This is a genomic window from Hanstruepera flava, from assembly GCF_023634025.1.
In the GTDB taxonomy this organism is placed as follows: domain Bacteria; phylum Bacteroidota; class Bacteroidia; order Flavobacteriales; family Flavobacteriaceae; genus Hanstruepera; species Hanstruepera flava.
This window is the reverse complement of the sequence record NZ_JALJCW010000001.1, coordinates 538,746-551,584: the sequence shown is the minus strand read 5'-3', so window position 1 is coordinate 551,584 and position 12,839 is coordinate 538,746. Positions and strand designations below refer to the sequence as shown.

The window sequence follows — 12,839 nt, the reverse complement described above, 5'->3', positions numbered from 1 at the left end:
TATTAGGCTAAAACTTGTCTATTTTTGTTATGCTATTAATCATTAATCTATTGACATGAAGAGGCTTATATTAAGTGTTCTTATGCTTTTGGCTGCAACCCTCATTTTTTCGCAAGCAAATGAAACTCTTGAAGATGGTGTATCCGCTCAAGAAATTGTGAAAGAAGAAAATAGTTCTTTGGCTGCTAGGTAGAGCACTCTAAAATGTTATTACAATTCCCTTTATATTTAATCATGGTTTATATTACCATGATTTTTTATTTTAATTATTTATCTTTCTCGTTATTAGTGATATAAAAGCTTTTGTTATATTGCGCGAGATATTTTTGTAAAACTTTTATGTCAATGTTAATAAAGCATATGTTTAGCAAGTTTAAAGTCTTTAGCTCTGTATTTCTTTTTGCTTGTTTGTTTAGTGTTAATTTTCTAGTTGCCCAAGATGATATTAAGACTACAAGTTCATCAAGTATTCCTCAAACAGATTTTTATGATTACAGAGGAACAAATGTAATAGATATTTCTATTGGTTCATCTGTAATAAACGGTGATTATCCAGATCCGCTTTTTGATGTGTATTGGCATTTTGGATATAAACGCTACATCATCCCGTATGTTAGTGTTGATATAGGATATCATAAGTTTAATTTAGCTTATAAAGATTTGTTTAATAATGGCTATATGTCTTTTGATATGAATGTTGAGGTGTTGCCGTTTCCTCATGAACGTTTTTCTCCATTCGCTTATTTTGGCGGCGGAATTCATGCGTCCAATTATTTTAACGAAGTTGCTCCAAAGGTTCAAGGGGGTGTAGGTGTTGAATACATTGTTTACGAGGGCATAGGTTTAACGTTGTATTCAGATTATAATGCTGTATTTAGCGATGAGGTTGATGGTAGGATATTTGGAGAAACTGATGATGCCTACTGGCGAATGGCTATAGGACTTAACTTTTATTTTGGTGGTCAAAAGAAAAAGCAAAAATTACTGGAAAATGTTCCATCAGTAATCAAAACAAATCCAATTACTTCCCAAAAATAGATAACAATTCCTATTTTTGCATTTCAAACTAGTTCCATGAGTCAAGAAGTAAGTAAGCGTTATGCGCAAAGAGGTGTTTCTGCATCAAAAGAAGATGTGCACAATGCCATTAAAAATATTGATAAAGGCTTATTCCCTAAGGCATTTTGTAAAATTGTTCCAGATTATTTAACCAATAGTGATGAGCATTGTCTTATCATGCATGCCGATGGTGCAGGAACAAAGTCATCGTTGGCGTATATGTATTGGAAAGAAACTGGAGATCTTTCGGTTTGGAAAGGTATAGCTCAAGACGCTTTAATTATGAATATAGATGATTTGTTGTGTGTTGGTGCTACAGATAATATCATGCTATCTTCAACTATAGGAAGGAATAAAAATCGTATTCCGGGTGAGGTTATTTCGGCAATTATAAACGGAACTGAAGAGCTAATTCAAGATTTAAAAGAGTTTGGTGTAACTATCTATTCTACAGGTGGAGAAACAGCTGATGTGGGTGACTTGGTTAGAACTATTATTGTTGACTCGACTGTTACTGCCCGAATGAGAAGAGCTGATGTTATAGATAATGCCAATATTAAAACAGGTGATGTTATTGTTGGGCTAGAGTCTTTCGGTCAGGCAACTTACGAAACCGAGTATAATGGTGGAATGGGAAGTAATGGGCTTACTTCTGCAAGGCATGATGTATTTCATAATTATTTAGCAAAAAAATATCCCGAAAGCTTTGATGCTTCAGTACCAGAAGAGTTGGTGTATTCTGGAGGAATGAAGTTGACGGATTCTGTAGGGGGTTCTCCAATTGATGCCGGTAAATTAGTGTTGTCGCCAACTAGGACATATGCGCCTATAATAAAAGCGGTTTTAAATAAGTTTAATAAAGAAACTGTACATGGTATGGTGCATTGCAGTGGAGGTGCCCAAACAAAAATTCTTCATTTTATTGATGATTTGCACATTGTAAAAGATGATTTATTTGATGTACCTCCATTATTTAAATTAATTCAGGAGCAATCCAAAACAGATTGGAAAGAAATGTATCAAGTGTTTAACTGTGGACATAGAATGGAACTTTATGTGTCCCCAGAAGTGGCTAATGATATAGTGTCAATTTCGAAATCCTTTAATGTAGATGCCAAAATAATTGGTCATGTAGAATCAGGTCCAAAGAAGAAGCTTACAATAAAAAGTGAATTTGGTGAGTTTGTATACTAATTTGATTAATAGCTAACGTTTAATATTTTTTTAACTATGACTAGAATTGTAGTTATTTTCTTTTTTATAATTTCTTCTAAAGTTTTTGCCCAACCAGACTCTTTGTTTTTTAAGCAGGCTACTATTCCATTGAAACCTATTTGGCATCAAGACAATAAATTTGGTGTTGATATTAATCAGGTGGCTTTTGTTAATTGGAATTCTGGAGGTGTGAATTCTATTGCGGCCCTTTTTGCTCTTAAAAGTACTTTGAAGTATCAATACCGTCATTTTATTTGGGATAATCTTTTAGATGCTAGATATGGTGTTAACAGTCAGCAAAACCAAGAATTAAGAAAAACAGATGATTTACTTGAGGTACGTTCCAGTCTAGGGTATCGTAAAAACAAATTCACGAATTGGTATTATTCGGCACGATTTAGCTTTAAGACTCAATTTGCAAAAGGATTTAATTATCCTAATACTGATAATGTTATTTCTAAATTTATGGCTCCTGGTTATTTGTTTGTGGGAGGAGGGGTAGAATATGGTAAAAATATTGAAAAACTTTCAACCTATTTTTCGCCATTAACGCTAAAGTCAACTTTTGTTTTGGATGAAGATTTGTCTAATGCAGGCTCCTTTGGTGTTGCTCCGGCCGAATTTGATGATGATGGGAATTTGATTGCAGAAGGTGAGCGTGTTAGGAATGAATTAGGGATTTTATTAACTAGTGCCTACGAGGCAGAAATTTTTCAGAACATAGCTATTAGAAATTTAGTTAGTTTTTATACGGACTACATCAACGATTTTGGAAATATTGATGTTGACTGGGAATTAGTCTTTGATTTTAAGGTAAACAGTTTTGTTAGGGCTACTTTAGGGTCGCATTTAAAGTATGATAACGACGTTAAGTTATTGGTTGAAGTTGAGGATCCTGAAAATGATGAACTTGAATATGCGGAAGAAGGTGCGCGAGTTCAATGGAAGCAAATTCTGGGAGTAGGCGTGATAGTAGGGTTTTAAAAATTTGTTAACTTTTTTTTGTTGATAAATTTTAAATAATTGAATATCAATAAATTAAAAATAAAATCTGTAAACTTTATGATTTTTATCATGTTTTAAGTTTATTTTTTTTGCTTTATTTACATCTTGTAAAAAGCTATTAAAAAATAAAACTTAAACCCTCACATGCCAACACAAATTAAACCTAATGTTACAGAAAAAACGTTTACTCAAGAAGAAGCTTTAAAAGCGTCCATTGACTATTTTAATGGAGATGATTTAGCTGCACAAGTTTGGATAAATAAATATGCTCTTAAGGATTCGCATGGCAATTTATATGAACTTACACCAAACGATATGCATCGTCGCATTGCTAAAGAAATTGCCCGAATAGAATCACGTTATCCCAATCCGTTATCAGAAGATGAGGTATTTAATCTCATAAAGAGTTTTAAATATATCGTACCTCAAGGGAGTCCGATGGCAGGAATTGGTAATCCTTACCAAACCGCTTCGCTTTCTAATTGTTTTGTTATTGGTAATGATGGTAATTCTGACTCTTACGGTGGTATTATGAAGATAGACCAAGAACAAGTGCAGCTTATGAAACGTCGTGGAGGTGTTGGTCATGATTTATCACATATTAGACCCAAAGGTTCGCCTGTAAAAAATTCGGCTTTAACCTCTACAGGTATTGTACCGTTTATGGAGCGCTACTCTAATTCAACCCGTGAAGTTGCACAAGATGGGCGTAGAGGTGCGTTAATGTTGTCGGTTTCAATCAACCATCCTGATTCAGAAGATTTCATTGATGCTAAATTGGAACAAGGAAAAGTAACTGGAGCTAATGTTTCGGTTCGAATTGATGATGCGTTTATGCGAGCCGTAAAAGAGAATGCTAGTTACACACAGAAATATCCTATCTTCAGTGATTCCCCTAAATTATCCAAAACCATTGATGCGAATGGTATTTGGAAAAAAATTGTGCATAATGCATGGAAATCTGCTGAGCCTGGAATCTTGTTTTGGGATACTATTATTAACGAATCGGTTCCAGATTGTTATGCCGATTTAGGATATAAAACGGTATCAACCAACCCTTGTGGAGAAATACCACTTTGTCCTTACGACTCATGCCGCTTATTGGCCATCAATTTATTTTCTTATGTAGAAAAACCTTTCACAAAAGAGGCTACTTTCAATTTTGAATTGTTTAAGCAGCATGTGGTTTATGCGCAATGCATAATGGATGATATCATTGATTTAGAACTGGAGAAAATAGACGGAATTTTAGAAAAAATTGATGCTGACCCAGAGCTGGATGATATTAAGGCTACAGAGCGAAACTTATGGTTAAATATTAAAAAGAAAGCTGAAGAAGGTCGTCGTACGGGAATTGGTATAACTGCCGAAGGCGATATGTTGGCTGCCTTGGGAATACAATATGGTAGTCAGGAAGGTAACGATTTTTCTGTCGAAGTTCACAAAACATTAGGAATTGAAGCTTACAGAGCTTCTGTTCAAACGGCTAAAGAACGTGGTGCTTTTTCCATTTTCGATTCGGATAGAGAAAAAAATAATCCATTTATTCAACGTCTAAAAGCTGAAGATGAAAAGTTATACTATAATATGCTCGAGTATGGTCGCCGTAATATAGCTTTATTGACCATTGCACCCACAGGAACAACAAGCTTAATGACACAAACGTCTTCAGGTATTGAACCCGTGTTTTTGCCCGTTTATAAACGCAGGAGAAAAGTTAATCCTAATGATAAAAATGTAAGAGTTGATTTTGTAGATGAAGTTGGTGATTCGTGGGAAGAATATGTGGTTTTTCACCATAAATTCAAGCAATGGATGGAAGTCAACGACATCGATACTTCAAAAAACTATTCTCAAGACGAATTAGATGCTATTGTTATGCAATCGCCTTATTATAAAGCCACTTCAAATGATGTGGATTGGTTGAGTAAAGTGACCATGCAAGGTGCTGTTCAGAAATGGGTGGATCATTCAATAAGTGTGACCATCAATTTACCAAACGACGTGAGTGAAGAATTGGTGGGTGAATTATACTTAAAGGCTTGGGAAGTTGGCTGTAAAGGTGTTACGGTTTATCGTGATGGTTCACGTTCGGGTGTGTTGATTTCTAACGATGACAAAAAAGATGAGGAACAAACAGAAACCTTAACGAATTTCCCTGTAAAAAGACCAGAGATTTTAGAGGCTGATGTTGTGCGCTTTCAGAATAAAAAAGAAAAATGGATTGCCTTTATTGGATTGATTGATGGAAAGCCTTATGAAATATTTACTGGCTTAGCAGATGATGAAGACGGTATTTTAATTCCGCGTTGGGTAGAAAATGGCCTCATTATTAAAAACCGAAATAGCGATGGTACGTCGCGATACGATTTTCAATATCAAAATAAACGAGGTTACAAAACCACTATTGAAGGCTTGTCGCATAAGTTTAATCCAGAGTTTTGGAATTATGCCAAATTAATCTCAAGTACTATGCGTCATGGAATGCCTATTGATAACATTGTAGAGTTAATTAACAGTCTTCAGCTAGATAGTGAGTCTATTAACACATGGAAAAATGGTGTAGGTCGTGCTCTAAAACGTTATGTAGCCGATGGTACTAAAGTAAAAGGTCAAACCTGTGCTAATTGTCAATCCGAAAATTTAATTTATCAAGAAGGTTGTTTAACCTGTAAGGATTGTGGGTCTTCTAAATGCGGTTAGAATAATTAAAATTTTTAATAAAAAGGAAGCCAGTTGGTTTCCTTTTTTTAATGACTAATGTCTTGTGTAAGATATTTGTAATCTTTTAATTCACTCAAATTATTTATAAGCTTACTACAGCCATTTGTTATTAGGTAGATAGTATCAGAAACATTAATAACTTCGGTATATCTATGGTCGGTTAGGATAATAATTTTATGTTTCTTCTCTTGATTTATGATGGTCTGTATCGTTTCAATATACAATGGTGCAACACCATTAAAAGGCTCGTCCAACAATACTATTTGACTTGCTTTTTTGAGGATTAAATAAATTTCTATAACCCGACGTTCACCACCCGATAATCTGTTAAATCGCGTATTCTTAAAAATTTCAAACTGGGGAAACTTATTAATAAATACATCCCAATCAACTTGATATAGCTTAAAAGCCATTCCAATTTTGATCTGATCGGGAACAAAATGATGTTGAGGTAAAAACGAAATCTTTTTGGAGCGATATAAGGGTTTCAAAAAAGGCTCATTATTCAAGCGAATAAGTTTATACTTTGGTTTTAAAGAGCCAAATATAATTTGAAGCAAACAACTTTTTCCGCAGCCATTACTACCTAATATAGATGTGACTTTACCAGTTTCTGCCTTTAAATAAATACCGTTTAAAATGCGTTTTCCGGAAAAATTTAATTCAACATTGTCTACCTCTAAAATCATATAAACTCTTTAACCAATAATAAAAAGCAAGATGTTATAAAGATATCAATTAAAAAAATAGTACCGAATAATTTGAGTGATGAGATTCCTAAATTGTTATAAAAAATCAACTTTCGTTTGGACCGTGTTTCAGTTATAATGTACCATAGAAAAACAACGAGGAAAAATTTTGAAATCAATATAGGCGGAATGTTTGGGCTAACAATTAATAGAAAAATGTTAATCCCAATGGACCATAAAAAGTATGGCTTATAAAACAACAGTATAGCCCCAAAGCGTTGCATGATAAAATAAAAACGTAAATCCAGAAGTATTATTTTTAGCTAAAGCAAGAATAAATATTTTGATTACAACAAAAAACTATCAATTCATAAATTATCGTATTTTTGCCACACAATTTAAATTGGTAAATGTTAGAAAAACTTCAAATTATAAAACAGCGCTTTGATGAGGTGAGTGATTTAATTATTCAGCCAGATATTATATCAGACCAAAGGCGTTATGTGGAATTAAATAAAGAGTACAAGGATTTACGTGTTCTAATGGATAAGCGTGATGCTTATATAGAATTGACTAATAATTTAAAGGAAGCTGAAGAAATTATTGCTGATGGCGGCGATGATGAAATGGTGGAAATGGCAAAAATGCAATACGATGAAGCTAAAGAAGGTATCCCTAAATTAGAAGAAGAAATCCGTTTTCTATTAATACCGAAAGATCCTGAAGATTCAAAAAACGCTGTTGTAGAATTACGCGCTGGTACAGGTGGAGATGAGGCTAGTATTTTTGCGGGCGATTTATTCAGAATGTATTCTAAATATTGCGAAAGTAAGGGTTGGAAGGTTGACACAGTTGATTTTAGCGAAGGTACCAACGGTGGATTTAAAGAAATTCAATTTGAAGTATCTGGTGAAGATGTTTATGGAACTTTAAAATTTGAAGCTGGCGTGCATCGTGTGCAACGTGTGCCACAAACTGAAACGCAAGGTCGTGTACATACTAGTGCAGCGACGTGTATGGTGTTTCCTGAAGCTGAAGAATTTGATGTGGAAATCGATCCGAAAGATGTAAGAATTGATTACTTCTGTTCATCTGGTCCAGGTGGTCAGTCGGTTAATACAACGTACTCGGCTGTGCGTTTAACGCATATTCCGACCGGATTGGTGGCGCAATGTCAAGATCAAAAATCACAGCATAAAAACAAAGAAAAGGCTTTTAAGGTTTTACGATCACGTTTGTATGATTTGGAATTGGCTAAAAAACAAGAAGAAGATGCAGCCAAGCGTGGAAGTATGGTTTCATCTGGTGATAGAAGTGCCAAAATTAGAACCTATAACTATCCGCAAGGGCGTGTAACCGATCACCGAATTGGTTTAACGCTTTATGATTTACAAAATATTGTGAATGGTGACCTTCAAAAAATAATAGATGAACTTATGTTGGCTGAAAACACTGAAAAGTTAAAAGCTAGCGACGAACATATTTAATTCAAGGCCTCTTTTTTGAGGCTTTTTTTATAGCATGACAACACAACAACTAACTGAACAAATTAGAAAAAAGAAATCCTTTCTTTGTATAGGATTGGATGTTGATTTAAATAAAATTCCACAGCATTTATTAAAAGAAGACGACCCTATTTTTGCCTTTAATAAAGCTATTATAGACGCAACAAACCATTTGTGCGTAGCCTATAAACCCAATACGGCTTTTTACGAGGCTTATGGCATAAAAGGTTGGAAAGCCTTGGAAAAAACCATCAATTATCTTAATGCCAATTATCCTGAAATCTTTACCATAGCCGATGCCAAGCGAGGAGATATAGGAAACACCAGTAGTATGTATGCCAAAGCCTTTTTTGAAGATTTAGCTTTTGACAGTGTTACCGTAGCGCCATATATGGGTAAAGATTCTGTTGAGCCATTCCTCGCTTTTAAAAATAAGCATACTATTATGTTAGCCTTGACTTCCAATCAAGGCGCATTCGATTTCCAAACACAGAGCGTTAGTGGAGTTGAGCTTTATAAACAGGTTTTAGAAAAGTCGAAGACTTGGAGCAATTCTCAAAACCTTATGTATGTTGTAGGAGCTACTAAAGCGGAGTATTTAGCCGATATTAGAAAAATAATTCCTGAAAGTTTTCTTCTTGTTCCTGGAGTGGGTGCACAAGGTGGTAGTTTACAGGATGTTTGTAAGTATGGCATGACAGAACAAATAGGATTACTAATAAATTCTTCTAGAGGTATTATTTATGCCTCTAATAAGGAAGATTTCGCCGAGGTTGCTTCACTAAAAGCTTTAGGACTTCAAAGGCAAATGGAAGCAGTTTTATTAGCGAATTAAAATACAATTGTCATTCAAGAGAGTGAAACGACGAAGGAATCTTTTAAATGAAGTTCACCGATCAATTAAATAGAACGTTAGTGTTTTCAAAATCGCCAACTCGAATCGTGTCTTTGGTGCCAAGCCTTACCGAGCTTATTTGTGATTTAGGGTTGGAATCTTTTTTAGTTGGCGTAACAAAGTTTTGTGTGCATCCAAAAAATATAAGAGATAAAGCCACTATTGTTGGTGGTACTAAGCATGTACATTGCAATAAAATTAGGGCATTAGATCCAGATATCATTTTATGTAATAAGGAAGAAAATACTCAAGAAATGATACAGGATCTGGAGAAACTAGCAGCTGTACACATTAGCGATATTAACACTATTGGGGGTTGCTTGGAAATTATTGAAATGTATGGTGAGCTGTTTGGAGTTGAAAAAAACGCTAAATCAATAGTTTTAAAAATAATAGACGAGCAGAGTAAGTTTGAGTCTTTTATTAAAACAAAATCTACTAGTTCAGTAGCTTATTTTATTTGGAAAGATCCTTGGATGGCAGTTGGAAAAGGCACCTTCATAAATTACATGCTTAACCTTAATGGGTTTAAGAATTTTTTTGGGAATCAATCGCGTTATCCTGAAGTAAGCTTGGAAATATCATACCCAGAGGTTGATATGGTTTTGCTTTCAACAGAACCGTTTCCTTTTAATGAAGATCATTCTAAATTCATAAAGCCTAAATTTCCTAACGCCAAAATCCTTTTGGTTGATGGCGAAATGTTTTCATGGTATGGAAGCAGATTAATAAAGGCTTTTGAATATTTTAAAAAGTTGCATGACTATTATTCGATTCAAAAATAGCCTTCTTGATTTTAAAGGCTTTGTAGTAAAGAATGTCACTTAATCCAGCATCGGTCATGCTAATGTTATAAGCTTGCTCAATTAGCTGCTTATAGCGTTTTCTTAATTTTAAAATTTCTTTAGATATAGGACTTGACCTGCCTATTTTACAAAATTGTGGGCTCATATCGTATGTTTATATTATATACGTATATGATTATTGTGGTGGATATGGTGTAAAGTTAAAGTTTTGGTAATTTTTAAAGAGAGGGCTTCATGTTGTCTCTATGTAAAAAATTTAAACGATTTAACTTGTCAAGTAATTGTAAGGCTTGGTATTCGGAGATATCACTTTCAGCCGAATCGGTTTGTCTTAAATTATAAGCTTGTTCAATAAGTTGCTTGTAGCGTTTTTGCAGCTTAAGTTTTTGTTTTTTGATTTCGGTTAGTGTTTTCATTTTTAAGCCCAATGGAATTTTAAATATATTTAAAATATTGTAATTCAGCAAACTAAAAAGCTAATTTGTGACAAAAAAAATCGGACTTGAAGAAAGACCGATTTTTTAACTAACTAACTCTTACTAATCCAAATTTTGGGTTGTAAATTCTTTTATGAGAACACTGCAAATTTGCGAGATATTTCAAAAACTAATGTTATGTTAATATTAGCATTATATTAAATATCATTTAATAACTTTTTGGCACTAAACTGTTTATTATGAAAAATGTATTATTTGCTGTTATAATGTTTTTGGGTGTATCTGTTTTTGCACAAAAAGAAAATTGTATTTGTTGTACCGAGAAACATGCTGAATTTGATTTCTGGATAGGAGATTGGAATGTTACTAATCCAGACGGTTCTAAGGCAGGAACAAATACTATTGTAAAACTCCAAGATAATTGTATGTTACGTGAAAATTGGGCTAGTGCTAACGGTAAAGTTACTGGCACCAGCACTAATTTTTATAATTATAAAACAGAGCAATGGGAGCAGATATGGGTTGATAATAGAGGGGGAAATTTGCATTTAAAAGGGAACCGGGTGGGTAATCAAATGATTTTAAAAACTGACCAAGAATTTAATAAAAAGGGACAACCATTTTACCATCGTGTAACATGGACTTTAAACCCAGACGGTTCAGTGCGGCAATATTGGGAAACTATTACAAATGATAAAGATGTTACTGTCGCTTTCGATGGGCTTTACAGAAAAAAATAAAGACATAAAAAGGGAGAACTAGTTCTCCCTTTTTTATTTTATGAATTTAAAAAACTTATTTAATAACTTTAATTGTTTGGGTTTTATTTTCTGCACTTACTTTTATTAAATAAATGCCGTTAGATAAAGATGTCATGTCTATTTCTTTAATCGGATTGTCCGACTGTATTTCTTTTACTTTTTTACCAAGAATATTATAAATAGAAATACTCGTAACTGGTGAAGTGGATTCTATATTTAGCCTATCAAGAACGGGATTAGGATAAACACTAACTTCTTCTTTAGAAAATTCATCTACACTTAAACTGGTTACATCAAAAACAATATCATCATAAAAAGCAGTAGTTGAAGAACTGGCAGAATAGAAATCAATTCCTCCCAATATAGGGTCTGATTGAAAATCAGTAGGAATTGGATTAGCAACCGTACCATTTATAGTCATTTGATAGGTATGAGATGGAGAATCTAAATCAAATGCAATTGAAACAGGAAACCAAACATCATGAGGGAAATTAAAGGTTACGTTAGTAGCTAAATCAATCCCTACACCTGGAGCTGCGTTTCCTTGGTTAAAGTAAATGTCTCCAGAGTTCCAAATGCCAGATAAAGCTCCTCCTGGAATTGTACCTTGGATATTAAAATAACCTTCGCTTCCAGATGGGACGTACATATTAAATTCTAAAGTATATTGTCCAGATGATAAATTACCTAGAAGCAATATAGCGTCTTGAATGCCACCATTACCAATAAATCCAGATTTGGTTCCAGAGCTTGCTTGTGTGTCAGATATAATTATGTTTTCTGCATTGTTTGAAGGTGATGGGTTTTGACTCCAGTTGGTCCAATGTGCAGTTGGTAGGAATGGGCCTAAATTGTACGATTCGAAATCATCGTCTATTATTTGAGAAAATCCCGTCAAAGCTAGTAATGTAAAAAGAACTGTAAAAAAGTAGTTTTTATTCATAACGCTGTCACTTAATCGATTAATAATGAGTACAATATAATCAAAAATAGCGTTAAAAACTAAACTTATTCATAAACTAATCCTGTAAAGCAAACACCAGTTGTAATAAATCAGTGGTTCTGGACGATACTTTGGTTCTAATTTCTTTTTCTTCAATAGCAATCATGGTATAAACACCTTTTAACGCTTCTTGTGTTACGTAATCTGTTAAATCAGGATTAACATTATTTGTAAATGGTATAGCGTTATACTTATTAATTAAGTTTGTCCAAATATCATCAGCTCCGACTTTTGCAAATGAATTATTTATGATAGGATGAAATTTATTGTAAAGACTTGTTTGCGTTCTGCTTTCTAAATATGTGGTTGCTGATCTGTCATCTCCCAACAAGATGTTTTTCGCATCATTAAAAGTTATGCTTTTTACAGCGTCAACAAAAATAGGGGTTGCTTCAGTAACGGCATCCTCGGCAGCTCTATTTAAAACTTTAAGGCCTTCATCGGCTAAATTACCTAAACCAATATCTCTTAACGCTTTATCAACTTTTTTAAGTTCATCAGGTAGCAATATCTTAACTAATTCATTACCATAAAAACCATCTTTGTTTCCTAGTAGTGTTACTTGTTCATCTATGCCTTTATCTAATGCTTGCCTTAATCCTTCTGCAATATCGGCATTTGTAATTCCGGTTGAGTTTTCAGGAAGTTCATCAATTACTTGTTGTAATTCGGCACAGGATGAAAGTATTAAAAAGCTAATAAAGAAAAGAATGTTACGATGCATAGTATGGGGTTTGTTA

The 12,839-nt window shown here is 33.8% G+C and carries 14 protein-coding genes; 9 read left to right on the top strand and 5 right to left on the bottom strand.

Annotation, left to right across the window (positions count from 1 at the left end):
* The first annotated feature begins 55 nt into the window (after positions 1 to 55).
* The 5 genes from MTX13_RS02580 to MTX13_RS02560 all read left to right on the top strand — a co-directional run bounded on the left by MTX13_RS02580 (position 56) and on the right by MTX13_RS02560 (position 5,982).
* The gene (locus MTX13_RS02580; protein ID WP_250432856.1) at positions 56 to 193 is read left to right on the top strand and encodes a hypothetical protein; all 138 of its coding nucleotides are present in this window, start codon (positions 56 to 58) and stop codon (positions 191 to 193) included.
* A gap of 146 nt (positions 194 to 339) precedes the next feature.
* Positions 340 to 1,038: a Curli production assembly/transport component CsgG gene (locus MTX13_RS02575; RefSeq protein ID WP_250432855.1), complete on the top strand. Its 699-nt coding sequence runs from the start codon at positions 340 to 342 to the stop codon at positions 1,036 to 1,038.
* A 36-nt stretch (positions 1,039 to 1,074) separates the two neighbouring features.
* Complete coding sequence (locus MTX13_RS02570) at positions 1,075 to 2,253, top strand: AIR synthase related protein (RefSeq protein WP_250432854.1); 1,179 nt, start codon at positions 1,075 to 1,077, stop codon at positions 2,251 to 2,253.
* A 36-nt stretch (positions 2,254 to 2,289) separates the two neighbouring features.
* The gene (locus tag MTX13_RS02565) at positions 2,290 to 3,258 is read left to right on the top strand and encodes a DUF3078 domain-containing protein (protein ID WP_250432853.1); all 969 of its coding nucleotides are present in this window, start codon (positions 2,290 to 2,292) and stop codon (positions 3,256 to 3,258) included.
* 165 nt (positions 3,259 to 3,423) lie between these two features.
* Positions 3,424 to 5,982, top strand: coding sequence for an adenosylcobalamin-dependent ribonucleoside-diphosphate reductase (locus MTX13_RS02560; protein WP_250432852.1), 2,559 nt, complete (start codon positions 3,424 to 3,426; stop codon positions 5,980 to 5,982).
* A 47-nt stretch (positions 5,983 to 6,029) separates the two neighbouring features.
* On the opposite strand, the gene MTX13_RS02555 is transcribed toward MTX13_RS02560, so the two are convergent.
* Positions 6,030 to 6,692, bottom strand: coding sequence for an ATP-binding cassette domain-containing protein (locus MTX13_RS02555; protein WP_250432851.1), 663 nt, complete (start codon positions 6,690 to 6,692; stop codon positions 6,030 to 6,032).
* A gap of 410 nt (positions 6,693 to 7,102) precedes the next feature.
* On the opposite strand from MTX13_RS02555, the gene prfA reads away from it, so the two are divergent.
* From prfA to MTX13_RS02540, 3 genes are read left to right on the top strand one after another with little or no spacing between them, the layout of a single operon-like run.
* Entirely contained in the window at positions 7,103 to 8,179 is a 1,077-nt protein-coding gene (gene prfA, locus MTX13_RS02550) for a peptide chain release factor 1 (RefSeq protein ID WP_250432850.1), read from the top strand.
* Positions 8,180 to 8,213: 34 nt separating this feature from the next.
* Positions 8,214 to 9,032, top strand: coding sequence for an orotidine-5'-phosphate decarboxylase (gene pyrF, locus MTX13_RS02545; RefSeq protein ID WP_250432849.1), 819 nt, complete (start codon positions 8,214 to 8,216; stop codon positions 9,030 to 9,032).
* A gap of 47 nt (positions 9,033 to 9,079) precedes the next feature.
* On the top strand, positions 9,080 to 9,877 hold the full coding sequence (locus MTX13_RS02540; protein WP_250432848.1) for an ABC transporter substrate-binding protein: 798 nt from the start codon (positions 9,080 to 9,082) through the stop codon (positions 9,875 to 9,877).
* On the opposite strand, the gene MTX13_RS02535 is transcribed toward MTX13_RS02540, so the two are convergent.
* Together MTX13_RS02535 and MTX13_RS02530 are read right to left on the bottom strand one after the other, a co-directional pair.
* On the bottom strand, positions 9,840 to 10,043 hold the full coding sequence (locus tag MTX13_RS02535; protein ID WP_250432847.1) for a Lacal_2735 family protein: 204 nt from the start codon (positions 10,041 to 10,043) through the stop codon (positions 9,840 to 9,842). The genes MTX13_RS02540 and MTX13_RS02535 overlap by 38 nt on opposite strands.
* A gap of 73 nt (positions 10,044 to 10,116) precedes the next feature.
* Positions 10,117 to 10,314 (bottom strand): Lacal_2735 family protein, encoded by a 198-nt coding sequence (locus tag MTX13_RS02530; RefSeq protein ID WP_250432846.1) that lies wholly within the window; start codon positions 10,312 to 10,314, stop codon positions 10,117 to 10,119.
* Positions 10,315 to 10,574: 260 nt separating this feature from the next.
* Between MTX13_RS02530 and MTX13_RS02525 the strand changes: the two genes are divergently transcribed.
* Positions 10,575 to 11,075, top strand: coding sequence for a hypothetical protein (locus tag MTX13_RS02525; protein WP_250432845.1), 501 nt, complete (start codon positions 10,575 to 10,577; stop codon positions 11,073 to 11,075).
* Between the two features lie 55 nt (positions 11,076 to 11,130).
* Here the strand turns inward: MTX13_RS02525 and MTX13_RS02520 are convergent, their stop codons facing one another.
* Positions 11,131 to 12,039 carry a T9SS type A sorting domain-containing protein gene (locus tag MTX13_RS02520; protein WP_250432844.1) on the bottom strand — a complete coding sequence of 303 codons (909 nt, stop codon included), beginning with the start codon at positions 12,037 to 12,039 and terminating at the stop codon, positions 11,131 to 11,133.
* 76 nt (positions 12,040 to 12,115) lie between these two features.
* Positions 12,116 to 12,823 carry a DUF4197 domain-containing protein gene (locus MTX13_RS02515; protein ID WP_250432843.1) on the bottom strand — a complete coding sequence of 236 codons (708 nt, stop codon included), beginning with the start codon at positions 12,821 to 12,823 and terminating at the stop codon, positions 12,116 to 12,118.
* Positions 12,824 to 12,839: the final 16 nt, after the last annotated feature.